The 22,555-nt window shown below is 47.7% G+C and carries 26 protein-coding genes and 1 pseudogene; 22 read left to right on the forward strand and 5 right to left on the reverse strand.

Annotated features, from left to right (window positions below; genetic code table 11):
- Nucleotides 1-106 precede the first annotated feature (106 nt).
- The 4 genes and pseudogenes from RW114_RS05405 to RW114_RS05420 all read right to left on the reverse strand — a co-directional run.
- The gene (locus RW114_RS05405) at nt 107-1,108 is read right to left on the reverse strand and encodes a M14 family zinc carboxypeptidase (protein ID WP_340121703.1); all 1,002 of its coding nucleotides are present in this window, start codon (nt 1,106-1,108) and stop codon (nt 107-109) included.
- Between the two features lie 106 nt (nt 1,109-1,214).
- A complete protein-coding gene (gene pssA / locus RW114_RS05410) occupies nt 1,215-1,727 on the reverse strand; it encodes a CDP-diacylglycerol--serine O-phosphatidyltransferase (protein WP_340121704.1) in 513 nt (170 codons plus the stop codon).
- Nucleotides 1,728-1,794: 67 nt separating this feature from the next.
- Nucleotides 1,795-2,595: a lysophospholipid acyltransferase family protein gene (locus RW114_RS05415; protein WP_340121705.1), complete on the reverse strand. Its 801-nt coding sequence runs from the start codon at nt 2,593-2,595 to the stop codon at nt 1,795-1,797.
- A gap of 205 nt (nt 2,596-2,800) precedes the next feature.
- Nucleotides 2,801-3,646: pseudogene (locus RW114_RS05420) on the reverse strand (GNAT family N-acetyltransferase); the annotation flags it as partial.
- A gap of 228 nt (nt 3,647-3,874) precedes the next feature.
- Between RW114_RS05420 and RW114_RS05425 the strand changes: the two are divergent.
- On the forward strand, nt 3,875-4,234 hold the full coding sequence (locus RW114_RS05425; protein WP_340121706.1) for a diacylglycerol kinase: 360 nt from the start codon (nt 3,875-3,877) through the stop codon (nt 4,232-4,234).
- Between the two features lie 72 nt (nt 4,235-4,306).
- Here RW114_RS05425 and RW114_RS05430 read toward each other — a convergent pair whose 3' ends face one another.
- Nucleotides 4,307-4,636, reverse strand: coding sequence for a cupin domain-containing protein (locus tag RW114_RS05430; RefSeq protein ID WP_340121707.1), 330 nt, complete (start codon nt 4,634-4,636; stop codon nt 4,307-4,309).
- A 159-nt stretch (nt 4,637-4,795) separates the two neighbouring features.
- On the opposite strand from RW114_RS05430, the gene RW114_RS05435 reads away from it, so the two are divergent.
- The 21 genes from RW114_RS05435 (at nt 4,796) to RW114_RS05535 (ending at nt 22,555) form a co-directional block, all read left to right on the forward strand.
- Nucleotides 4,796-6,022, forward strand: coding sequence for a TIGR03862 family flavoprotein (locus RW114_RS05435; RefSeq protein ID WP_340121799.1), 1,227 nt, complete (start codon nt 4,796-4,798; stop codon nt 6,020-6,022).
- Nucleotides 6,023-6,174: 152 nt separating this feature from the next.
- The gene (locus tag RW114_RS05440) at nt 6,175-7,017 is read left to right on the forward strand and encodes a PA4780 family RIO1-like protein kinase (RefSeq protein ID WP_340121708.1); all 843 of its coding nucleotides are present in this window, start codon (nt 6,175-6,177) and stop codon (nt 7,015-7,017) included.
- A 3-nt stretch (nt 7,018-7,020) separates the two neighbouring features.
- Nucleotides 7,021-7,242, forward strand: coding sequence for a VF530 family protein (locus tag RW114_RS05445; RefSeq protein ID WP_340121709.1), 222 nt, complete (start codon nt 7,021-7,023; stop codon nt 7,240-7,242).
- A gap of 71 nt (nt 7,243-7,313) precedes the next feature.
- Nucleotides 7,314-7,628, forward strand: a complete 315-nt coding sequence (locus RW114_RS05450) for a DEAD/DEAH box helicase family protein (protein WP_340121710.1) — start codon at nt 7,314-7,316, stop codon at nt 7,626-7,628.
- 51 nt (nt 7,629-7,679) lie between these two features.
- On the forward strand, nt 7,680-8,159 hold the full coding sequence (locus RW114_RS05455) for an anaphase-promoting complex subunit 10 family protein (protein WP_340121711.1): 480 nt from the start codon (nt 7,680-7,682) through the stop codon (nt 8,157-8,159).
- 108 nt (nt 8,160-8,267) lie between these two features.
- Nucleotides 8,268-10,343, forward strand: coding sequence for a sodium-translocating pyrophosphatase (locus RW114_RS05460; protein ID WP_340121712.1), 2,076 nt, complete (start codon nt 8,268-8,270; stop codon nt 10,341-10,343).
- A 245-nt stretch (nt 10,344-10,588) separates the two neighbouring features.
- Nucleotides 10,589-11,194: a LemA family protein gene (locus tag RW114_RS05465; RefSeq protein WP_340121713.1), complete on the forward strand. Its 606-nt coding sequence runs from the start codon at nt 10,589-10,591 to the stop codon at nt 11,192-11,194.
- Between the two features lies 1 nt (nt 11,195).
- Nucleotides 11,196-12,041 carry a TPM domain-containing protein gene (locus tag RW114_RS05470; RefSeq protein ID WP_340121714.1) on the forward strand — a complete coding sequence of 282 codons (846 nt, stop codon included), beginning with the start codon at nt 11,196-11,198 and terminating at the stop codon, nt 12,039-12,041.
- The gene (locus RW114_RS05475) at nt 12,035-12,538 is read left to right on the forward strand and encodes a TPM domain-containing protein (protein ID WP_340121715.1); all 504 of its coding nucleotides are present in this window, start codon (nt 12,035-12,037) and stop codon (nt 12,536-12,538) included. The genes RW114_RS05470 and RW114_RS05475 overlap by 7 nt, the downstream gene beginning before the upstream one ends.
- Before the next feature lie 61 nt (nt 12,539-12,599).
- Entirely contained in the window at nt 12,600-13,127 is a 528-nt protein-coding gene (locus RW114_RS05480) for a YceD family protein (RefSeq protein WP_340121716.1), read from the forward strand.
- Nucleotides 13,127-13,309: a 50S ribosomal protein L32 gene (gene rpmF, locus RW114_RS05485; protein ID WP_340121717.1), complete on the forward strand. Its 183-nt coding sequence runs from the start codon at nt 13,127-13,129 to the stop codon at nt 13,307-13,309. Before RW114_RS05480 ends, rpmF begins: the two co-directional genes overlap by 1 nt.
- A gap of 100 nt (nt 13,310-13,409) precedes the next feature.
- Nucleotides 13,410-14,438: a phosphate acyltransferase PlsX gene (gene plsX / locus RW114_RS05490; RefSeq protein WP_340121718.1), complete on the forward strand. Its 1,029-nt coding sequence runs from the start codon at nt 13,410-13,412 to the stop codon at nt 14,436-14,438.
- Nucleotides 14,435-15,403 carry a beta-ketoacyl-ACP synthase III gene (locus RW114_RS05495; RefSeq protein WP_340121719.1) on the forward strand — a complete coding sequence of 323 codons (969 nt, stop codon included), beginning with the start codon at nt 14,435-14,437 and terminating at the stop codon, nt 15,401-15,403. Before plsX ends, RW114_RS05495 begins: the two co-directional genes overlap by 4 nt.
- Nucleotides 15,404-15,415: 12 nt before the next feature.
- A complete protein-coding gene (gene fabD / locus RW114_RS05500) occupies nt 15,416-16,366 on the forward strand; it encodes an ACP S-malonyltransferase (protein ID WP_340121720.1) in 951 nt (316 codons plus the stop codon).
- On the forward strand, nt 16,359-17,087 hold the full coding sequence (gene fabG, locus RW114_RS05505; RefSeq protein WP_340121721.1) for a 3-oxoacyl-ACP reductase FabG: 729 nt from the start codon (nt 16,359-16,361) through the stop codon (nt 17,085-17,087). Before fabD ends, fabG begins: the two co-directional genes overlap by 8 nt.
- A 187-nt stretch (nt 17,088-17,274) precedes the next feature.
- A complete protein-coding gene (gene acpP / locus RW114_RS05510; RefSeq protein ID WP_340121722.1) occupies nt 17,275-17,508 on the forward strand; it encodes an acyl carrier protein in 234 nt (77 codons plus the stop codon).
- A 174-nt stretch (nt 17,509-17,682) separates the two neighbouring features.
- Nucleotides 17,683-18,927 carry a beta-ketoacyl-ACP synthase II gene (gene fabF, locus RW114_RS05515; RefSeq protein WP_340121723.1) on the forward strand — a complete coding sequence of 415 codons (1,245 nt, stop codon included), beginning with the start codon at nt 17,683-17,685 and terminating at the stop codon, nt 18,925-18,927.
- An 85-nt stretch (nt 18,928-19,012) separates the two neighbouring features.
- Complete coding sequence (pabC, locus tag RW114_RS05520; RefSeq protein WP_340121724.1) at nt 19,013-19,846, forward strand: aminodeoxychorismate lyase; 834 nt, start codon at nt 19,013-19,015, stop codon at nt 19,844-19,846.
- A complete protein-coding gene (mltG, locus tag RW114_RS05525) occupies nt 19,843-20,868 on the forward strand; it encodes an endolytic transglycosylase MltG (protein WP_340121725.1) in 1,026 nt (341 codons plus the stop codon). Before pabC ends, mltG begins: the two co-directional genes overlap by 4 nt.
- Nucleotides 20,865-21,536, forward strand: a complete 672-nt coding sequence (tmk, locus tag RW114_RS05530; RefSeq protein WP_340121726.1) for a dTMP kinase — start codon at nt 20,865-20,867, stop codon at nt 21,534-21,536. The genes mltG and tmk overlap by 4 nt, the downstream gene beginning before the upstream one ends.
- Entirely contained in the window at nt 21,533-22,555 is a 1,023-nt protein-coding gene (locus RW114_RS05535) for a DNA polymerase III subunit delta' (RefSeq protein WP_340121727.1), read from the forward strand. Before tmk ends, RW114_RS05535 begins: the two co-directional genes overlap by 4 nt.

Here is a 22,555-nt window from a genome sequence, read left to right on the forward strand (position 1 = left end):
CTTTCAAGACGTATATGCAAGATGCCAGTAAAGTTTTGTGTGTCATGAAGAAAATGCGTGAAGATTTCGCAATCCCTGCGTGAATTTTACTGTAGTGGCTTGGAAATTATTTACCTGAGAAACTATAGGCTGCCTTTTGTTGCGGCTTAAGCCGCGTCCATTTTTCCGGATACAAAAGGCTGCGGTGTAAAAAATCAAACAACATGAAATGCCGACGAAAAATCCGTTGCTGCCGGTGAGGCAAGAGCGGGTGAAACAAGCCATGCCGAGAGAAGAGATGCATCGGACTTTTACGCAGCCAAAGCCATGAACCCATTTCCAATGTCAGCGGCAGAAATAAACGTTCGTCTGTAAATCGCCGTACAAACTCATCGAACAGATAATCCCACAGGTCGCCGTTAATCACATATTCCCGGCACGTCGGTTCAATTCTATAGATATGGTGTTGGTAGCAACGATCAAACAGTTCTTTTAAGGCTAAGGTTTCGGCAATAAAAGCAAAGGGGGTAAGACGTGAGGCGTAGGGAAACCATAAACGGTCCTGAATGCCGAATCCCGAGTGTAAATCCAGGGCAATGGACAAAGGCGAGTTGAACAGATATCGATCGACAACGCGGCACAAAGCTTGCGCTTCCTTTTCCATTTTTAATTGATTGCCGCGATACCATGGCAGATGAGGTGTGATGCGCTGACCGCTGTAAATGCGGGTAGAACCTACGCCTTCGACCGGTGAGTTGCGCATCAAATCGACGCCGTTGCCATTGCAACGCGTGCCAAGATAAACGCCGACCGGATTGACGAGGGGCACAAACACCAATCGGGTTTTCTCCAGCCGGGTCAGAAATTCCTCATCCCAGTCCAATAACTGACTGATGGTTTGCATATAAGACAGGATCACTTCAGAACCGATCTTCTCCAGCCCATGCACGCCGCCGAAAAAAGCCAATACCGGCGCATCGGGCTGAGTTGATCCCAGGGTAATGCAATGAATGGGGAATTCATGATCCCGGTATTGAATCTTTTCTATGACCTCAGTTTTGGCCCGATCTCCTAATTGTTCAATAATGCGTTCAAGTTGTTCGAGTTCAGGGAATTTAATGGCAGTCATAAAACCGAGTCAGAGGATATAGTCTACGAGAGACAAATGTAACCCTGTTTCCGGAAAAAACAGGTTGCGACAACAGTTTTTCTTTCATACTGGATTCAGCAATAAATCAGAATATCCGCGCTATTTTAAACGTAGAAATCATCAGGAAACCCTGAATTAAAAAGACCAGTGGCCAATAATTCAGGCTTTGAGGGAAGCTGCCAAAAAGCAGAAAAAGTATGGGAAACAGGACACCATTCACGGTAATAGGCACGCCTTCGAAACCCGCACCTTCAGAAACATTATAGCGTGCAAGCCGAAGCATGCCGCAGGCGACAAAAAACAACGCTACTGCGATACCTAATACACCGGGAGAGCCCATTGCATAAAACAACAAGGCGGGAGCAACGCCAAAGGATACCAGGTCGGACATGGAGTCGATCTGTTTGCCGAAAAGATTCTTTTGATGCAATAGACCGGCTACTTTCCCGTCAAGCACATCAAACACTACCGCCAAAAACAGCAGCAATGCGCTTAAATCGTAAAAACCATCAATTGCCAGCAAAATCGAAACAATGCCGCAGCACAGATTTCCAACAGTAAAAATATCAGCAACTTTCATTAGACTTAAAATTTTCATATTGCACCCTGTGGTAAACGTTATAACTCCTGAAAGCATATAACAGGCTTGTGACAGGGTGATGAATTTAACCTTGAGATGATTTTAAACGTTGCGGGTCTGAATTATCCGCCGGTAAACCTGCTGAAATTTTTTCCCATATTCTATCTCTTGTTTCAAGGCTGACTGCATGGCGGTTTTTTCCTGAGTTGTTAATGACAGGAAGAAAACTAAGCCGCACCTCGATTCTCTCCAGAGTCAGCATCTTGATTAAATGCGGCACAAAGGCATCCTCACCGACAAAAGGCGCGTGTTCTTTGGCTGCACCTTGATATTGAAGGGCTACAGGCTGAATAGCCGACCTGGTTAACAATGCAGGCTGAAATAAAGAGGCATGAAATTGCAGAACTTCATCGCCCTTGGTCGTGGTTCCTTCGGGAAAGGCAATAATGTTGCTGCTTTGTTTTAACAGCCAGACCATTTTTTCGGCGGTAGTCCGGATATGCTGCTTATCGCCGCGTCGGATAAAAATGGTGCCGGCCTGTCTGGCCAGATAACCGATCACAGGCCAGCTTGAAATGTCGCTCTTGGCAACAAAACAGGCGGGCAAATACTGGCCGATGACAATGATGTCCAACCAGGAAATGTGATTGCTGACCAAGATGGCGCCCTGTTCCGGCAGCTCGCCATCTTTGATGATATGCAGGTTAACAATAGCGCTGAACCATTGCAGCCAGCGGGTTTTGAGCGCATCCCGTTTGATGTTGGCTTCTCTTGCTGAATTTAGAAAACCTAGTATAGGAAAAATACCGGCAGCTATGATGAGTCCATTGATAAACAGGATGACGATCAGAAAAAGTTTATAGTACAGTCGTATTTTCGATTTCATTACCGGCCTACTGCGCCACGCCAGTTCTCGGCTGGCTAGTGGTATATACACTATCCCTGGCGATTGCCGAGTCAGTTCCTGATTGGTTTGCGGCATACACACCATCCCTGACGATCGCCACACCAGTTCCCGACTGGCTTGCGGCATACACACCATCCCTGGCGATCGCCACGCCAGTTCCCGACTGGCTTGTGGCATACACACCATCCCTGGCGATATAGCCTCTCATGTAGTGTTTGCTGTAGCGGTCTTGCAATTGGTCGAGAGGTAACAACACGAATAAATCCATGCAGTTAAAATCCTCATCCCAGCAAGGTTCGCCGCAGACCATAGCGCCGAAACGAAAATAAGCCTTGAGCAACGGAGGAATGCCCGATTCATCCCGTTCGCATCTTAATTCTCCGGGCACCGGGATGCTGGGTTTGACCTGAATAGAGGAAGGCGCAATATTTTTGGCATCGATATTCCGATAAACCGCATCGACGGCAAAGCCGCTGGGGCCGGGAGTAATGCTGGCGCAACCGAGCAAATAATTGAATTGCCCTTCAAGCGCATATTGAACCAATGCCGACCAAAGCGTTGTTAATACCGCGCTGCCGCGATAATCGGGATCAACGCAAGTTCGGCCTATTTCCAGAAAACGGCCGGGCAAGGTTAATACCTGAGCCAGATCGAATTCAGTTTGAGAATAAAAACGGCCAAGGCGCTCCGCCTGGTCTTGGTTAAGCAAACGGGTGTAGCCGACTATTTTGTTATTGACGTTGTCATAGGCCATCAAATGGTCGCAATAACTATCCACCTCATCATAATCCAGACCTTCCGCTTCGGTCTTGAGCTTGGCGCCCATTTCCTTGGCAAACACACGGAAACGCAATGCCTGGGCTTCTTTTATTAGCGCTTCCGAGTTTGCCGTTGCACCAGTTCCCGACTGGCTTACGGCCGCCGAACCTGCTCCCGGCAGGTTTCCGGCATACACACCATCCCTGGCGATAACAAAAGATTCCAACCGTTTGGCAGGCTTAATCTGTATTGCTACGTCTATTTTTTTCATGGGTATCCACATGGCTGATAAAGATGTGGATACCTTAATGAATAAAGGTGTCAGTTTCGTGTCGAGTTTATGAACATCAAATGACAGAATGGTTAAGTTTTGATGACAATCTAGGCATTGTTCGCAATTCCTGCTTAAATACGGCGTCATGCATCATCAGTCGCGCTAAAGGACGTAAAGATGCAAGATTAAAAAACCATAACTTTCACTTTATTTTTAAATACAGCAATGGCAAATCCAAATGCAAAAGGCGTTAAACGATTGATAAACGCGTGTTTTTTCTCGGTCGCAGGTTTTAAAGCAACCTGGACGCATGAAGAAGCATTCAGACAGGAAGTTATCCTGTTTGTGGTAACCACCCCTCTGGCAATCTGGCTCGGAGAAACGACTATTGAAAGACTGCTGTTGATCGGCAGTATCGTGTTAGTCATGCTGGTTGAGTTATTAAATTCGGCGGTAGAGGCTGTCGTTGATAGAGTGGGTCTTGAACATCACGAATTATCGGGCCGCGCTAAAGACATCGGTTCGGCTGCCGTTATGATGTCACTGGTTTGGGCAGCGGTAACCTGGACATTCATTCTGTTTTAAGCCTTACATTGGCGGATGGGAACGAGCAGCTACTACTATCATGAGATTAATCGACAACAACACTGATTGGCATCAATGCAGATGCGCAGCCAACCAGATAGTGTTAAGGTCGGGCGGCGTCCATTCGACTCGGTGCCTTGTATGTGCCGGAATCAGCAGGTAATCACCGGCTATTAAATGAAGGCTTTGATTGTCTTGTTCATAAAGGATAGTTGCCTGTCCCTGAAGCAGCATTACCCATTCATCGCCATCTTGATCGTACCATTGTCCTGCAGGCGTAATATGACCCTTGGATACAATGCGTTCGATATGCATATTATCCTGTTTGAAGATACATTCAATCAGTTCTTCCGGTAGTTGATCGGGTATGTTTTTAAAAATATTGGGGATAATAGGATACATTTGATTATTGAGTCGGTAGCGGGTTTCATTTCATGAATTCAGGGACTGAACGGTATTGTATAATGCCTGTTGTTGGGGATATAGATACTCTGCAAATAATAGAAACTTCGAGTCATAAATCACTAAATTGTAGAGAGCAAGACCATCAGTAACGCACCGATAAACATAACAGTTCGCAAAACCGTCGCGATTATTGGCGGCGGCCCCGCCGGATTGATGGCTGCGGAAGTCTTAAGTCAAGCGGGTGTAAAGGTCAATCTATACGATGCTATGCCTTCCCTAGGTCGAAAATTCCTGATGGCTGGAAAAGGCGGAATGAATATTACCCATTCCGAGCCTTTCGACCAATTCCTGTCCCGCTACGGCTCTGGTAAAGCACATATCAAGCCGCTGCTGAATGCCTTTGGCTCTGAGGCTTTACGGGCATGGCTGCAGGCTTTAGGTGTTGAGACTTTCGTCGGTTCGTCAGGCAAGGTATTTCCAGTCGATATGAAGGCTGCGCCATTATTGCGGGCATGGTTGCATCGATTGCGTGCAGACGACGTGAGCTTTCATATGCGCCATCAATGGCTGGGTTGGGATGATGGCTTGCTGCGTTTTTTAACGCCGGAAGGTGAAAAAAAAGTCAGCGTCGATGCAGTGGTGCTGGCTTTGGGCGGCGGTAGTTGGGCGCGGCTGGGTTCTACCGGTGCGTGGGTGCCGTTGCTGGCTCAACAAGGGGTTGCGGTTGAACCGTTACAGCCTTCAAACTGCGGCTTTGACGTGGAGTGGAGTGAATTTTTTCGCAGCCGTTTTGCCGGACAGCCGTTGAAGTCGGTGCTGGCTTCTTTTAGTCCTTCGGCAGACGTTGAATTTTGCCAGCCGGGCGAACTGATCGTGACTGCAGACGGTGTTGAAGGCAGCTTGATTTATAAGATGTCTGCGTTGTTGCGCGAACAGCTTGCGGCAACTGGAACGGCGACGGTTTATCTGGATCTGGCCCCCGGCAAGGATAAACACTATCTGATCGACAGAATCTCAGCGCCGCGCGGTAAGCACACCATGGCTAATCATCTGCGCAAGCGAATCGGTATTGATGGCGTAAAGGCAGGCTTGTTGAGAGAGCTTTTATTGAAAGAAGATTTTGATAATCCGGTTCGCCTTTGCGAAGCCATCAAGGCATTGCCGGTTAAACTGGTGGCGCCAAGGCCTATTGACGAGGCCATCAGCACTGCGGGCGGCATTGCCTTTGATGCACTCGACCCGCAGTTAATGATACGTGCCATGCCGGGTGTATTCTGTGCCGGTGAAATGTTGGACTGGGAAGCGCCGACCGGCGGTTATTTATTAACCGCCTGTTTTGCCAGCGGGCGAGTTGCAGGGGAGGGCGCGTTGTCCTGGTTGTAATGCAGCGACCTTGCAGCTGGAAAATTAGTCTCTACCGAAGCGTTGTAAATAAAGTAAAATATCAACGAAAGAATTACCGGATCAAAGTCTATGTCGAAGAAAAAGGTCGCTAATGTTTTTAATTTTTATCAGGGCAGTGTGTAAGGGCGGCTATGAAAACTCCAAAAAGTATTGAACCGCTAGTACGGGATGGCCTCGTTGACGAGGTTCTTCGTCCGCTAAAAAGCGGCAAAGAGGCAGCTGTCTACGTGGTATTGTCTGAAGGGGAGATCCGTTGTGCTAAAGTCTATAAAGATGTTAACCAACGCGGTTTCCACAAGCAGGCTCAGTATCAGGAAGGACGTAAGGTGCGAAATAGCCGCCAAGCGCGCGCTATGGAGAAGAACAGCCGGTTTGGTCGGCAGCAGCAGGAGCAGGTGTGGCAAAATGCCGAAGTTGATGCGCTATACCGGCTTGCAGCCGCCGGTGTGCGCGTTCCTCAGCCCTACAACTTTGTCGAGGGCGTGTTGTTGATGGAGTTGGTCACCGACGAACAGGGCAGCGCCGCACCCAGACTTAACGATCTTGAGTTGGGTCGTGAGCAAGCGCTTGAATATCATGGCTTGCTGATTAAGGAAGTGGTCAGAATGCTCTGTGCCGGACTGGTGCATGGCGATCTTTCCGAATACAACATCCTGGTTGACGCCAACGGCCCGGTTATCATTGATCTGCCCCAGGCAGTGGATGCGGCGGCGAACAATAATGCAGCCAGGATGCTGGAACGCGATGTAGACAATTTGGCCGATTATTTTGGCCGTTTTGCTCCAGAGTTGCTGACTACCGAGTATGGCAAAGAGATCTGGAAACTCTATGAGAGCGGTGATTTGACGCCACAAGTCGAATTGACCGGCCGATTTAAGTCTAACAACAAAGCGGCTGACGTTGGCAGCATCATGCGTGAAATTGATGATGCCAGAGACGAGGCGATACGCCGCCGCTATGAGCATGAAGATTAACTTATGAGTGATAAACAACCGGAAAACCCATTGCATGGCGTTACCTTGGAAAGGCTGCTGGAAGAGCTGGTAGCCGAGTATGGCTGGGCCGAACTGGGTAGGATAATTGATATCAGATGTTTCAATAACGACCCAAGCATCAAATCGAGTTTGACGTTTTTAAGAAAGACACCGTGGGCGAGAACGCAGGTTGAAGAGCTGTATCTCGTTAAAAAAGAAGACTGAATTGGGCGAGTATTTGCACGGTAGCTCGCGCTTCTAAAGTGTCTGCTGTGGACGATGCAGTTTAATATCAGTTGCGTCGCCTTAACGAAACAGGCGATTTAAATCCCAAACTGCCATCAACGTTGCAAGGCGAATTGCGCGATTATCAAGTTGAAGGTTATCAATGGATGGTGCGTCTGGACGATGACATGGGACTGGGTAAAACTGTGCAGCCGTTGGCGCTGATTTTAGCGCCTACCTTGAATACGCATCAATTCGACAGCGGCGATCGGCAGGCGATGCTGGATGAGGCAAGGCCTTTTTATTTGATCGTTTGCAGTTATGGTTTATTGCAAACCGAAGGTGAAAAAGTTGACGCGAAAAAACCGGCAAACATTGTTTTTTGATATAGGTTAGCGCCAGTTGTCGGCGCTACACACTGCAACAGGTGAGCAAAAATGCGTAAAATAATAATCAATCAGTCCGCTGAACCCCCCCCGTCTTCCGATCTGGATTTTCTGGATCTGGAGCATCTTGCCCAAGTAGAGTTTACCTCGGAACGTCGGGAACATCCGGTTGAATCGGCCTTGTTATTGACGGCGGATTCGGCATCAGGATGGCAGGCGGCAATTTCCGGTGAGCAAGTCATTCGTATTATTTTCGATCAACCCCGGACTATCGAGCATATTGTTCTTATGTTCGAGGAACGTCAACAGTCACGCACTCAAGAATTTGTGCTGCTTTGGCTGATGGACAATGAGGATGCTTACCGGGAGATTTTGCGTCAGCAATATCACTTTAGTCTGCCAAACACTACCTGCGAAATTGAACATTATGAGGTTGGGCTTAATCAATTAAAGGCGCTGGAATTAAGAATAATTCCTGACATCAGTGGCGGTGAAGCTTGTGCTAAGCTTAAACAGTTGCGTCTTGCGTAAAATGCCGCTTTTAATGCTCATGGCTGTGCATATTTGTGTGATAGCTAAATCAATAATAAAAAAAATAGCATTTGGTTTAACCAAGCCAACCAAAAAGGAGAGGAAGTTATGATGTTTACAACAACTGAATCAGTTCTCATTGCATTGTTGATGGGCTTAGTCGGGAGCTTATTCGTGATTCGGGAGTTGCGACGCGTTCTTGCCTATGACCAGGGTAATGAAACCATGCAAGCCATTGCCAAGGCTATTCAGGAAGGGTCAGCGGCTTTTTTGTCGCGAGAATATCGGGTCATAGCGATTTTTGTTGCGATTGTCGCTACGGTCATTGCTTCGTTTTTACATTGGCAGACTGCGCTTTGTTTTGTGGTCGGTGCGATTGCATCGGCAAGCGCGGGCTACTTGGGGATGTATGTGGCGGTTCGCGCCAACGTCCGAACCGCAGCGGCGGCCAGTCGAAGCCTGCATGAAGGCTTGCGCGTTGCCTTTGGCAGCGGCTCGATTATGGGCATGGCGGTGATCAGTTTTAGTTTGATCGGCATGACGGCGTTGTTTTTGATATTTAACGGCAATCCGAATCAATTGACCTATATTACCGGTTTTGGTTTTGGCGCCAGCAGTATTGCGCTGTTTGCCAGGGTCGGCGGCGGCATTTACACCAAAGCCGCCGATGTGGGTGCTGACCTGGTCGGTAAGGTCGAGCAAGGCATTCCCGAAGACGATCCGCGCAATCCCGCCGTCATTGCCGATAATGTGGGCGATAATGTCGGTGACGTTGCGGGCATGGGTGCCGACTTGTTTGAAAGTTATACGGGTTCAATTATTGCTGCGGCTACTCTGGGTGCGGCGTTGGGTGCAAAATCTCCGGCTTTTATCGGACTGCCTTTTCTGGTTGCCGCAGTAGGCGTAATTGCCAGTTTGTTCGGTATTTATATGGTGACCGGCAGAAAGTTAAAATCCGCAAAAAATACAAAGGACGCCAAAACCCCCAGTTTGGATGAGTTGTTGAAAGTGTTGCGTCGTTCGGTTTGGGGGGCTTCAGTACTCATTTTGGCGCTTTCTTTGCTTGTTATATATTACTCGGGTGTCAATTATAATTATGGGTTGGTTATCCTGGTCGGCTTGGTGGCAGGTAACGCCATTGCTTATGTGACTGAATATTACACGGCCTACTCGGAAAAACCCACGCAAGGCATTGCTTATGCTACGCAAACGGGCGCTGCAACCACCATTATTCAAGGCTTGGCCGTGGGGATGATGAGTACCGTATTTCCGGTATTGATCGTCGCGACGGCTATCTTGTTGAGTATATGGCTGGGTCATAAGGCCGACGGCACTATGGCCGCCGGTCTTTATGCGGTCGCTTTGGCGGGCGTGGGAATGCTTAGCACCTTGGGTGTTACCTTGGCGACCGATGCTTACGGTCCGGTTGCCGATAATGCGGGCGGCATTGCTGAAATGAGTCACCTGCCCAGTAACGTGCGGCTGCGTACCGACGCGCTGGATAGTTTGGGTAACACCACCGCCGCTACCGGTAAGGGTTTTGCGATCGGTTCGGCAGTGTTAACGGCGCTGGCCCTATTAGCCGCTTATGTGACCGCCGCAAAAATCGACAATTTGAATATTCTGGGGCCTACCGTACTGCCGGGACTCCTGATTGGCGCGATGATGCCTTATCTGTTTTCCGCGCTGACCATGCTGGCTGTCGGTAAAGCGGCTCACGAGATTGTTGTTGAAGTGCGTCGTCAGTTTCGTGAAATTCCGGGCTTGATGGACGGCACAGGAAAGCCTGATTACGCGGCCTGTGTCGGTATCAGCACCGAAAGCGCTTTGCGTGAAATGATCTTGCCTGGCGCATTGGCGGTTGTTGTGCCGCTGGTTGTCGGGCATGTTTTGGGTAAAGAGGCCCTCGCGGGTATGCTGGTCGGCACGATGTCTTCGGGATTTTTGCTGGCGGTGATGATGGCGAATGCGGGTGGCGCCTGGGACAATGCGAAAAAATGGATTGAAACAGGGCAATACGGCGGCAAGGGTTCCGATTCTCACAAAGCTGCGGTGGTGGGCGACACCGTAGGCGATCCGTTTAAAGACACCAGCGGCCCGTCTTTAAATATCTTGATCAAGCTGATGACCATAGTCAGTCTTGTTTTCGCTACTTCATTCGGTTCAGGGTGGCTTAATTTTTAAGCGCGTCCACGAAAAGCACGAAAGGCACGAAAAATAGTAACTACTCAGCACCATAAATTACAATGGAACGCAGATGGATATGATGAGCGCAGATATTTCAAGAAAAATCTTACGCATCATGTGCTCAGCGTCATCCGCGTTCTATTTTTGGCGCTGAGTAGTTACGAAGAATATAAAGATTTCGTGCTTTTCGTGTCTTTTGTGGACAGTCCGTATAAATTTTAAATCCAAACTACGAGGTTGATATGATTAAGCATCTGATTGTTTTGTTGATGATGATGGTTTTGTCCGGTTGCGGTTATAACACGCTACAGTCCGGTGATGAGGGTATTAAAGCTGCATGGGCGGAGGTGCTGAATCAGTACCAGCGCCGCGCTGATCTGGTGCCTAATCTGGTGAATGTGGTGAAAGGCTACGCGGCTCACGAAAAGGATGTGCTGGTCGAAGTTACCGAAGCTCGCGCCAAAGTCGGGGCATTGCAGGCTACACCCGAATTGGTCAATGATGAGCAGGCGTTCCAAAAGTTTATCGCCGCTCAGGGGCAAATGACCAGTGCGATTTCACGGCTGCTGGCGGTGGCGGAAAGCTATCCGCAATTGAAAGCCGATGGTCTGTTCCGTGATTTACAGGCGCAACTGGAAGGCACCGAAAATCGCATTACCGTGGCGCGCAATCGTTACATTGCTGCGGTCAAGGAATACAACATTACCGTGCGCTCTTTCCCTTCCAACCTGACTGCGATGATGTTCGGTTACCGAACCAAGCCGAGTTTTACGGTAGAAAATGAACAAGCCATTGCGGTTCCGCCCAAAGTGGATTTTGGGGCTCCTGCAACGGTGAATAGTCATTAATATGTTGTCTCTGATATTTCCCCGAGTCCGTTACGGACTCGGATTTTCCCTGTTGTTATTTTGCATAACGGCCTGGGCCGTAGTTGGCGTTCCCGAATTATCGCAGCGCGTCACCGATCTTACCTCTACACTCAGTGCCGAGCAAATCGCTACGCTGGAAAATAAGCTGGCGGCATTCGAAGCCAAAAAAGGCAGCCAGATTGCGGTATTAATCGTCCCGACCACGGGGCCTAAAGATGTAGCCGAATTTGGCATAGAAGTCGCTGACTTATGGGCGCTTGGTCGCAAAGGTGTCGATGATGGTCTTATCCTGATCGTTGCCAAGGATGACCGCAAGCTGCGCCTGGAAGTCGGCTACGGCCTGGAGGGGGTTATTCCCGATGCGGTTGCCAAGCGGGTAATTGCCGAGACCATTACGCCGTTTTTTAAGGCGGGTGATTATGCGGGCGGCATTGATGCTGGGGTTATGCAGCTAATGAAGCTGATCGAAGGCGAGAATTTGCCTGCGCCGTCTGAAAGTTCGACTGAAGGACTGGGTGAGGGGACTTTCATGTTCATTTTGATGGGCGGCTTAATCGCAGGTTTTATGCTGTCAGCCGTGGTGGGCCGAGTCATGGCCGGCATGCTGGCGGGATTGGGTAGTGGTATCGTGGCCGTACTGGTTTTGGGATTGGCTTTTTCGGTAGCGTTATTTGTCGGGATAATGATTTTTTTTATTGTTGGCGTCCGTTCAACGGGTGGGCGCGGATTGTCTAACGGAGGCGGCTTTGGCGGGAGTGGTGGTGGAGGTTCATGGAGTGGCGGTGGCGGCGGCTTTGGCGGAGGAGGCGCATCAGGATCATGGTAAATATTAAGCGTTGGTTTCGCCATGCTCTTATGCCGCCATGGCGCTGGCGCGTGTCGTTTCCTAAGGCGGTGCTGGCCGAGATAGAAAACGCAGTACAGCTGTCCGAGCTTCAGCACCGCGGTGAGCTTCGTTTTGCCGTTGAAAATACGCTGGCATTGGCTAGGGTTTGGCGTGGCATGTCGGCTCGGCAGCGCGCGATAGAGGTGTTTTCACATTTACGGGTCTGGGATACCGAAGAGAACAGCGGTGTGTTGATTTATCTGTTGCTGGCAGATCGGGAGGTTCATATTATCGCAGACCGGGGGATTGCCAGGCGTGTGGCGCAAGCCGATTGGGAGGCGATAGCCGAGGCTATGCAGAAAGAATTCAAACGGGGTGATTTTTTGCACGGCTCGATGCAAGGCATCGAGCGTATTACGCTGTTGCTGGCAGCGCATTTTCCGCCCGGTACAAATAACCCCAATGAACTTGCCAATGAGCCCATTATTGTTAGATAATGATAAAAACACTGCACACAGATTTGACGAATTTGTTGTTTCCATATAACATTACGCGGTTATGTTAGCTCGATTACCTGAATATATAGATCCCTTGCACCTCGCTGATAAGCGCGGTGCATTGAAGGGGCAAATACCTGTAAGTAGCTTGGATCGTTTGGCAGGTTTGCTGTTTGACGATACGGGAGCTGTGACTGTGGATCTTTTTTTTGGTCGGGAAGGAAGGTTGGCCAAAATTGAGGGGCACATGGAAGCGGTTCTGGAGCTTGAATGCCAAAATTGCCTGCAGGCAGTGCAGTGGCCTGTCAAGCATACCGTTAAGTTAGGTATTGTTACTTCAATAGATCAAGCAGACAGATTGCCCGAGGATTATGAGCCGCTGTTAGTCGTTGAGGGTAAGATGCCTTTAAAAAATATTGTCGAAGACGAATTATTGCTTATTTTGCCTGCATTCCCCAAGCACTCGCACAATTGTCTCGCTGATAAGTCTGGTAATAAAGAGGCGGATTTTGCCCTCAATGAGCCGCAGTCACCCACCAAAAACCCTTTTTCCATCTTAGCCAAATTTAAAAACACTGGAGATTTATAATGGCCGTACAAAAAAGTAAAGTATCGCGTTCAAGACGTGGTCAACGTCGTTCACACGATGCGTTAACAGGTAGAACCTTATCTCAGGATCCAATGACGGGTGAAACTCATATTCGTCATCACATGACTCCAGACGGCTTCTTTAAGGGTCGTCAAATTGTAAGTAATGGCAGCGAAGATTAATCAATCTTCTCGCCTTGTAGCATGAGATATGCCGAAGTTGATCAGGTTATAGACCATCAGCTTCGGCTTCTTTATAATAACTCAGGAGTCATCCGTAAGCGTGAGCCTAACAATTTCGATTGATGCAATGGGCGGGGATTACGGTCCTGAAGTTACCATTCCGGCATCATTGGATTGTTTAAAGAACAATCCAGACTTAAAACTGATTTTAGTGGGTGACGAAACTGTTCTCAAACAACAGTTAGCTCAGGCATTAATTACTTATCAAGATAGGCTTACCATTCAGCACGCATCCCAACGCGTTGAAATGGATGAGTCTCCGGCCAAAGCGCTAAAAAATAAAAAAGATTCGTCAATGCGGGTTGCTATCAACCTGGTTCATGACGGGCGTGCAGATGCCTGCGTTAGTGCCGGTAATACCGGAGCTTTAATGGCGACTGCCCGGTTTGTGCTTAAAATGATCCCCGGTATTGATCGCCCAGCCATTATTTCCACGTTGCCGTCAATTAACGGGCATACCCATATGCTTGATTTGGGAGCAAATGTGGATTGCACCGCAGAACACCTTTTTCAATTTGCGGTAATGGGTGCGGAACTGGTTAAGGCGGTTGAAAATATTGATAACCCCAGGGTGGGCTTGTTAAATATCGGTGAAGAAGACATGAAAGGTAATGAGCAGGTTAAAGCGGCTGCAAAATTACTGGAAAATTCATCGTTAAACTATATAGGTTATGTGGAAGGCAATTCTTTAAATGCAGGTCATATCCAGGTTGATTTGATTGTTGCTGACGGTTTTGTTGGCAATGTCGCACTTAAAGCCATTGAAGGTGCGGCAAAAATGATAGGCACTGCGTTAAAAGAGGCTTTTGGCAAAAACATCGTTACCAAATTGGCGGGATTGCTGGCCTATCCGGTGCTTAAATCCTTTAAAAAGCGTATCGATCCGCGCTTATACAACGGTGCAAGTTTTTTAGGGTTGCGCGGGTTGGTGATTAAGAGTCATGGCGGCGCTGATGTGCTGGCGTTTAAAACAGCTATTCATCTTGCTGAAATTGAAGTAAAAAAAGACGTTATCAGAAAAATAAGCGAACAAGTCGAAAGAACTTTGGCCCTGAGAGAGAATGCATGACTCGTTATTCAAAAGTAATCGGTACCGGCGGTTATTTGCCGGAAGAAGTTCGCACCAATGAACAAATATCACAAACTGTTGATACCTCCGATAGCTGGATTTTTGAACGAACCGGTATTAAAAGTCGTCGCATTGCAGGTGCTGATGAAACAGCCTCAAGCATGGCTGAAATCGCGGCAAGACAGGCTATAGAAGCTGCCGCATGTGATCCCGAAGACATTGATTTGATCATCGTTGCAACCGGAACGCCTGATCGTGTTTACCCTAGTACCGGCTGTTTATTGCAGCGGCGTTTGGGCATTAAAAACTGCGTCGCTTTTGATGTGCAGGCCGCCTGCTCAGGATCAATTTTTGCGTTGAGTATTGCCGATCAATATATAAAATCGGGCGCAGCCAAGAAGGTTCTTGTGGTCGGTTCTGAAATCTGTTCGCGGGTTGTCGACTGGACAGATCGGGGGACTTGTATTTTATTCGGTGATGGTGCCGGGGCTGTATTGCTGAGTGCATCGGATGAAGCCGGTATCTTATCGACGCATATTCATTCTGACGGTGAGTATGAAGATCTGCTGTATTGTCCAAACCCACAGGCGGCTACCGAGGCCAATAAAGATGAAGCCGGCTACATTAATATGCGTGGCAACGAAGTGTTTAAGGTGGCCGTTAACACGCTGGGTCGGATAGTCGATGAAACCTTGGCTGCAAATAATATGCTGCAGTCCGATGTTGACTGGCTGGTTCCTCATCAGGCGAACACGCGGATTATTGCTGCGACCGCAAAAAAATTAAAAATGTCTATGGATCATGTTATTTTGACTCTTGAGAATCAGGGTAATACTTCATCTGCATCGGTGCTGCTCGCTCTCAATGAAGGTGTTCGAGATGGTCGTATTCAGCGCGGACACGTCGTGTTGCTTGAGGCATTTGGGGCGGGATTCACTTGGGGTTCTGCATTAATTAAATACTAAAAGCGTATTGAAATGAATAACCAAACTTATAATTTAGCTTTTGTTTTTCCCGGTCAGGGTTCGCAATCTGTCGGCATGTTAACTGATTTGGCGGCAAGCTATCCTGAGGTGAAACATACTTTTGAACGGGCATCTGATGTGCTGGGCAAAGATCTATGGTCAATTGTTTCTGAGGGTTCAGAGGAAGAACTTAATCAAACGCATAATACCCAGCCTGCAATGCTGGCTGCCGGTGTGGCCGTTTGGGAGCTTTGGTGTAAGCACGGTAGTGTTCGTCCTGCGTGGATGGCCGGACATAGCCTGGGAGAATATACCGCCTTGGTTTGTTCGGAGGCTATGTCGTTTGAAGATGGCATAAGACTGGTTGCTGCAAGAGGGCGTTTGATGCAGGAAGCAGTGCCTGCCGGTGTCGGCGCGATGGCGGCAATTTTGGGCCTTGAAGATCATCAGGTTGTTAAGGTTTGCATCGATGCGGCTGAGGGCGAAATAGTTTCAGCAGTCAACTTCAATTCGCCGGGGCAGGTGGTTATTGCAGGTAACGTTGCTGCGGTTGAACGAGCGATGCTTGCGGCAAAAGAGGCGGGAGCCAAAAAAGTCGTACTGTTGCCGGTCAGCGTGCCTTCGCATTGTGCATTAATGGAGTCGGCGGCTAAAAAGCTGGATCAACAATTACAGAATACGGTTATTGATACGCCAAAAATGACGCTGATTCATAATGTGGATGTCGCATCGCACAGCGCCCCTGAAGTCATCCGTAACGCATTAAAAGAACAACTCTATAAGCCTGTGCGTTGGGCTGACAGTATCAAGTTTATGCATGATCAGGGCGTTACCTGTTTTGTTGAATGTGGTCCCGGCAAGGTATTAATCGGATTGAATAAACGTATCGCCAAGGATGCCGAGCATAGATCCATTTATGATTCGGAATCATTCAATATAGTATTGGAGCAACTCAATGGCTAAAAAAATAGCTTTAGTGACGGGTGCCAGTCGCGGTATCGGTCGAGCAATCGCAGCCAGATTGGCTCAGGATGGTTTTTTTGTTATTGGTACTGCCACCACCGATAACGGCGCTGATTCAATTTCCGTCTATCTGGGTGAGCGGGGCAAAGGCTTGAAGCTTGATGTCGCTAATCCGGAATCTATTGCAGAAGTCATGAAAATGGTTAATGACGAATTTGGGGCGCCTGCGGTACTGGTTAATAATGCCGGCATCACCCGTGATAATTTGTTGATGCGCATGAAGGATGAAGAGTGGGATGATATTATCAACACCAACCTGACTTCGGTTTTTCGTATGAGCAAAGCAGTACTGCGAGGCATGATGAAAGCCAAAACAGGTCGTATTATCAATATTTCATCGGTTGTCGGTGCAACCGGCAATGCCGGGCAGGCAAATTACGCCGCAGCAAAAGCCGGAATGGTTGGCTTTGCCAAATCCATGGCCAAAGAAGTGGGTTCACGCAATATCACCATCAATACAGTATCGCCTGGATTTATCGATACCGATATGACCAAGGAACTGGGTGATGATATTAAAAATGCCTTGTTGTCATCTATTCCGTTGTCTCGTTTGGGCAAGGCAGAAGAGATCGCGCATGCAGTTTCATTCCTGGCTTCTGATGGTGCAGCCTATATCACCGGTGAAAATATCCATGTCAATGGCGGCATGTTCATGCCGTAAGAGATGTCGCCTATAGGTCGTAACTTTATGTTCATGCCTTATTATTGTGACATTATTGCAATATAAAGTATAATTCCCCCGCCGTCTGGAATTTCCGGAGACGGGATTTCAAATAAAATTAATAACAATACTATTGTAGGTCTCAGATTAGACGCTGATGAACTTACATTGTTAGAGGATAATAACTATGAGTAACATTGAAGAACGAGTAAAAAAGATTGTTGCAGAACAATTGGGTGTTAAAGAAGATATCGCGACCGATGCTTCATTCGTAGATGATCTTGGTGCTGATTCTCTTGATACGGTTGAACTCGTTATGGCTCTTGAAGAAGAATTCGAATGCGAAATTCCAGATGATGAAGCTGAGAAGATCACAACTGTTCAGCAAGCTATCGATTACGTAGTAAAAAACGCTTCTTAAAAACTGATTTTTGTAGGTTGGGTTACGACCCCCAAGGATAGGGGATAGAGCAATGCAAGAGAAATTGCCGAACGGAGCGTAGCCCAAGTAGTACTTCGATTGCAGTGTTACGTTGCACTATCGACCTACCTAAGCCTTTATTCCCGCCTTTATTTTTCTTTACGGTAAATCACATTGAGCAAACGCCGAGTTGTCATAACTGGATTAGGCGCAATCACGCCTTTAGCTAACACGGTCTCAGAAACATGGGATGGTATTATTAATGGTAAAAGCGGCATAAGCCCAATTGATTCTTTCGATATTTCTTCTTTTGCCACCACCTTTGGCGGCGTTATAAGAAATTTTGATATTAGCCAATATATCCCCGAAAAAGATGCCAAGCGCATGGATGGTTTTATCCATTATGGTATTGCAGCGGGTTGTCAGGCGATTGAAGATTCAGGTATTGAAGTCACCGAAGCGAATGCCGAACGCATCGGCGTAGCTATCGGATCGGGTATCGGTGGTATTACCGGTATTGAAGAATGCTATGCAACCTATGATAAAAGTGGCCCGAGACGTATTTCGCCGTTCTTTGTTCCAGGTAACATTATCAATATGATTTCAGGTAACCTTTCAATCAAATACGGGTTAAAAGGTCCAAATTTTGCCATTGTTACCGCCTGTTCTACGGGCACACATAACATTGGCGATGCGGCACGTTTAATTAAATATGGCGATGCCGATGTGATGATTGCAGGTGGCGCTGAACGCTGCACGACATCACCGACAGCTATGGGTGGCTTTGCTTCGGCAAAAGCCCTGTCACGCCGCAATGATGACCCGCAAGCCGCCAGTCGTCCCTGGGATAAAGACCGTGACGGCTTTGTGTTAAGCGATGGCGCTGGCGTTGTCGTTCTTGAAGAACTGGAACATGCAAAAGCGCGCGGCGCAAAAATTTACGCTGAATTGGTAGGCTATGGCATGAGCGGTGACGCTTATCACATGACCACACCTTCAGCCGGTGGCGAAGGCGCTGCGCGTTGCATGAGAAATGCGCTGCGTGATGCCGGTGTAAATGCCGATGCTGTTGATTACATCAATGCGCATGGCACATCAACGCCAGCCGGTGATGTGGGCGAAACCCATGCAATGAAAGCCGCATTGGGCGCTCACGCCTATAAAGTGGCAGTCAGCTCAACAAAATCTATGATCGGTCATTTATTGGGTGCAGCAGGCGGTATTGAAACGGTATTGACTGCCTTAAGCATCAAAAATCAAATCGCTCCGCCGACCATTAACCTGGAAAATCAGGATCCTGAATGTGATCTGGATTTTGTGCCGAATATCGCAAGAAATATGAAAATCGATGTAGCCATGTCAAATTCCTTTGGTTTTGGCGGTACTAACGGTTCGTTGATTTTTAAACGCTACGAGTAATTAGCGTTGTCGGGTGGGCAGTGCTTTTTTGCCCGCCTTTGCCATAATGTCACCTATTCTGCATGGGTACTGTCAGGCTGAAAAAATGATCCTCATCAATGGTGAAAGCAAGAAGCATATCGACATAGCAGATCGCGGTTTTCAATACGGCGATGGATTATTCGAAACCATTGAAGTAAGAGACGGACATGTTGTTTTTCTTCAGCAGCATTTAGACCGGTTAAATTCAGGTTGTCTTCGGCTTTATATCCCTTTTCCCGGTGTAGAATTAATTAGCCTTGAAGCTGAAAAACTTTGCCGCAGTATGTCTTCCAACCGGGCTGTGCTTAAAATTATAGTCACGCGTGGCTCAGGCGGACGTGGTTATCGTCAACCTGATGTCATTCAAGCTACTCGCGTATTAAGTCTCCATCCTTACCCCGACTACCCGGCAAACTATTCAGAGCAGGGGATAGTCGCGCGTTTCTGCACGACTCGATTAGGCTTGAACCCTACCTTAGCGGGCATTAAGCATTTGAACCGGCTTGAACAGGTTATGGCGAGAGCAGAATGGACTGACGCAGCGATTCAGGAAGGGCTGATGCTGGATATCAATGATCATGTTATTGAGGGAACAATGACGAATCTGTTCTACATTAAAAATAACAGCCTTTATACCGCAGCACTCGACCAATCAGGCGTTGCCGGTATTATGCGCAGCATTATCATGGCGCTTTCAGTTGAACAAGGTTTTCCCGTCGTTGAACATAGGTTTACCAGCGACGAGCTGTTATCGGCTGAGGAAGTATTCGTCTGTAATTCAATTATTGGTATCTGGCCTATCAAGCAGATCGAAACGACGCATTTTTCAGTCGGTCCGATAGCCAAGCGTATTCAAATCCAGCTGAGCAGGTTTACCCGTGGAGACATTCAACAATGAACAATAAGATTATTGGTTTTGTCTTGCTGACCTTAAGTTTTGTAGGCGGCTGGCTATGGATGGACTACCAGAGTGCGGTAAGTAAACCGGTGCTGGTCGGCGAAACGGTTTATATAGAAATTGCAAAAGGCGACTCGCTTAACCGTATTATCGACAAGCTTGTAGGCCAGAAATTGGCTGTTAAACCCTTTTGGTTTAAAGTCATTGCCTTGCAGGAAAATGCACTCAAAAAACTTAAAGCAGGCGAGTATGAGCTGACTTCCGGGTTAACTTTGCCCGAAATAATAGCCTTATTCGTTCAGGGAAAAACCAAGCAGCATGCTATTACTTTTCCGGAAGGCTGGAGTTTTAAGGAAATCTTGCTCGACATTGAGAAAAATCCCAATATCGAGCATACCTTAAGCAGTATCGATTTTAAAGATGTAATGAGCAAAATTGTAGGGGCGGATTTATCCGCACAAAGACAAATGCCCATTCAATCGCTTGAAGGCTTGATTTTTCCGGACACTTATTTTTTCGAAAAACACACGCCCGATGTGTCTTTATTAAAAAGAGCCTATGACAAAATGCAGCGGGTGTTGCAACAAGCATGGCTCAATAAAGAACAAGGCCTACCATTTAAAACGCCTTATGAAGCACTGATTCTTGCTTCGATTGTAGAAAAGGAAACCGGGGTCGCTGCTGAAAGACCCTTAATCGCCGGTGTATTTATCCGTAGGCTGGAACAAAAAATGTTGTTGCAAACCGATCCTACCGTTATTTACGGGATGGGAGAAAGTTATCAGGGGAATATTAAAGCGAAAGATTTAATCGCAGCCACACCGTACAATACCTATGTTATTAGCGGTTTACCGCCAACGCCGATTGCGATGCCGGGACGAGAGGCGCTTCATGCGGTCTTGCATCCTGCGAAGGACGACAGCCTTTATTTCGTAGCTCGTGGTGATGGTACGCATGTGTTTTCAGCGACCTTAAAAGACCATAACTCTGCCGTTGATAAATTTCAAAGGAACAAAAAATGATCCGAGGGAAGTTTATTACTCTGGAAGGCGGGGAGGGGGTAGGTAAAACCACCAATATGGCTTTTATAAAAGATTACTTACAACAACATGATATTTCTGTTGTGGTTACGCGTGAACCCGGTGGAACTGAGTTGGCCGAAAAAATACGTCAATTATTGCTGGATAACGACAGCGAGGCCATTTCAGAACAGGCCGAATTATTGATGATGTTTGCGGCAAGAGCCCAGCATATCAAACATGTGATCGAGCCGGCTTTGGCGCATGGAAAATGGGTGCTTTGCGATCGGTTTACCGATGCCACCTACGCCTATCAGGGCGGAGGCCGGAACATGAAAATCAGCACCATAGCATGGCTGGAAAATCTGGCGCAAGGCACATTAAGACCCGATTTAACCCTGTTACTGGATGCGCCGGTTGAAATAGGCATAGCGCGGGTCAGAGAACGCGGAGCGCTTGATCGTTTTGAGTCAGAAAAAATCAGTTTTTTTGAAAATGTCAGGCGCGCCTATTTATTGCAGGCTGGATTGCACCCGGAGCGCATCAAACTTATAAAAGCCAATCAACCGTTAGCCGATGTGCAAAGAGCCATTACCGATGTCATTCGTGTTTTGCTCGGGTTGTGCGCCTTGAATTGTCCGGCTTCTCCAAGGCACGACGGCGTAAAATGACTGTTCCAAACCGGTTATTACCCTGGCAACAGCATCAGTGGGAGCATCTGTGCAGTTATATAGCGCAAAAACGTATTCCTCAGGCCTTACTCATTACCGGCAATAAAGGGCTGGGCAAGCAGCAATTAGCTACTCAGTTCGCCGTTGCCTTGCTTTGTGCAACACCGCAGACTAATGGCACAGCTTGCGGGCATTGCAGTAGTTGTTTGCTGGTGAATGCCGAGACACATCCCGACTTTATCCGGATACAGCCCGAGGAGCCGGGTAAGGGCATTGGTATCGGGCAGATACGCAGCCTGATTAGCCGCTTAACCTTAAAGCCCCAGTTTGAGACTCAGCGGGTTGTTATTGTCAATCCAGCCGACAAGATGAATAATGCAGCGGCTAATGCCTTTTTGAAATGCCTTGAAGAGCCGACCGAGCGCACCAGTATTATATTAATTACCGAAAAACCGGCCAAATTGCCTGCAACTATTATCAGTCGTTGCCAGAAACTGGCGCTAGTCAACCCGGATAAGGAAGTCGCGGTTAAGTGGCTGGCAGACATATTGCTGAACAAATCCCCCCCAGCTCCCCTTTTGCAAAGGGGGGATTTGTACCGCAATGTCTCTTTAGCGCAGGGTGCGCCTTTACTGGCACTGGAATATGCCAATGATCAAACCTTAACCTTGCGTAATGAATGTTTCGATGCGTGGATGGCGATAGCAAAACAGCTTAAATCTCCGGTTATTATCGCCGAAGCTTGGCACAAGCTACCGGCATCGGCGTTAATATTCTGGATGACGTCCTGGGTTATCGATTTGATTAAGTGTTTTTATCATGCCCAGGTTGCAAATTTATATAATCCAGACTTGAATGAGCAGATACAAGAACTGTCCCAGCGACTAGAATTAAAAGGGCTTTATAAATTATATGATTTATTATTGTCAGATAGGCAACGACTGGATACCCAAATAAATAAACAGTTATTGTTTGAAGAAGTTTTAATCCAATGGCACGAACTTAATCGGAGTAAATAA

It is taken from the genome of Methylobacter svalbardensis (genome assembly GCF_037671525.1).
In the GTDB taxonomy this organism is placed as follows: Bacteria; Pseudomonadota; Gammaproteobacteria; order Methylococcales; family Methylomonadaceae; genus Methylobacter_A; species Methylobacter_A svalbardensis.

What these genes read in the sequence shown, in the direction of transcription:
- RW114_RS05405 (WP_340121703.1), bottom strand. Translation starts at nt 1,108, where the DNA reads ATGACTGCCATTAAATTCCCTGAACTCGAACAACTTGAACGCATTATT.
- pssA (WP_340121704.1), bottom strand. Translation starts at nt 1,727, where the DNA reads ATGAAAATTTTAAGTCTAATGAAAGTTGCTGATATTTTTACTGTTGGA.
- RW114_RS05415 (WP_340121705.1), bottom strand. Translation starts at nt 2,595, where the DNA reads ATGAAATCGAAAATACGACTGTACTATAAACTTTTTCTGATCGTCATC.
- RW114_RS05425 (WP_340121706.1), top strand. Translation starts at nt 3,875, where the DNA reads ATGGCAAATCCAAATGCAAAAGGCGTTAAACGATTGATAAACGCGTGT.
- RW114_RS05430 (WP_340121707.1), bottom strand. Translation starts at nt 4,636, where the DNA reads ATGTATCCTATTATCCCCAATATTTTTAAAAACATACCCGATCAACTA.
- RW114_RS05440 (WP_340121708.1), top strand. Translation starts at nt 6,175, where the DNA reads ATGAAAACTCCAAAAAGTATTGAACCGCTAGTACGGGATGGCCTCGTT.
- RW114_RS05445 (WP_340121709.1), top strand. Translation starts at nt 7,021, where the DNA reads ATGAGTGATAAACAACCGGAAAACCCATTGCATGGCGTTACCTTGGAA.
- RW114_RS05455 (WP_340121711.1), top strand. Translation starts at nt 7,680, where the DNA reads ATGCGTAAAATAATAATCAATCAGTCCGCTGAACCCCCCCCGTCTTCC.
- RW114_RS05460 (WP_340121712.1), top strand. Translation starts at nt 8,268, where the DNA reads ATGATGTTTACAACAACTGAATCAGTTCTCATTGCATTGTTGATGGGC.
- RW114_RS05465 (WP_340121713.1), top strand. Translation starts at nt 10,589, where the DNA reads ATGATTAAGCATCTGATTGTTTTGTTGATGATGATGGTTTTGTCCGGT.
- RW114_RS05470 (WP_340121714.1), top strand. Translation starts at nt 11,196, where the DNA reads ATGTTGTCTCTGATATTTCCCCGAGTCCGTTACGGACTCGGATTTTCC.
- RW114_RS05475 (WP_340121715.1), top strand. Translation starts at nt 12,035, where the DNA reads ATGGTAAATATTAAGCGTTGGTTTCGCCATGCTCTTATGCCGCCATGG.
- RW114_RS05480 (WP_340121716.1), top strand. Translation starts at nt 12,600, where the DNA reads ATGTTAGCTCGATTACCTGAATATATAGATCCCTTGCACCTCGCTGAT.
- rpmF (WP_340121717.1), top strand. Translation starts at nt 13,127, where the DNA reads ATGGCCGTACAAAAAAGTAAAGTATCGCGTTCAAGACGTGGTCAACGT.
- RW114_RS05495 (WP_340121719.1), top strand. Translation starts at nt 14,435, where the DNA reads ATGACTCGTTATTCAAAAGTAATCGGTACCGGCGGTTATTTGCCGGAA.
- fabD (WP_340121720.1), top strand. Translation starts at nt 15,416, where the DNA reads ATGAATAACCAAACTTATAATTTAGCTTTTGTTTTTCCCGGTCAGGGT.
- fabG (WP_340121721.1), top strand. Translation starts at nt 16,359, where the DNA reads ATGGCTAAAAAAATAGCTTTAGTGACGGGTGCCAGTCGCGGTATCGGT.
- acpP (WP_340121722.1), top strand. Translation starts at nt 17,275, where the DNA reads ATGAGTAACATTGAAGAACGAGTAAAAAAGATTGTTGCAGAACAATTG.
- pabC (WP_340121724.1), top strand. Translation starts at nt 19,013, where the DNA reads ATGATCCTCATCAATGGTGAAAGCAAGAAGCATATCGACATAGCAGAT.
- mltG (WP_340121725.1), top strand. Translation starts at nt 19,843, where the DNA reads ATGAACAATAAGATTATTGGTTTTGTCTTGCTGACCTTAAGTTTTGTA.
- tmk (WP_340121726.1), top strand. Translation starts at nt 20,865, where the DNA reads ATGATCCGAGGGAAGTTTATTACTCTGGAAGGCGGGGAGGGGGTAGGT.
- RW114_RS05535 (WP_340121727.1), top strand. Translation starts at nt 21,533, where the DNA reads ATGACTGTTCCAAACCGGTTATTACCCTGGCAACAGCATCAGTGGGAG.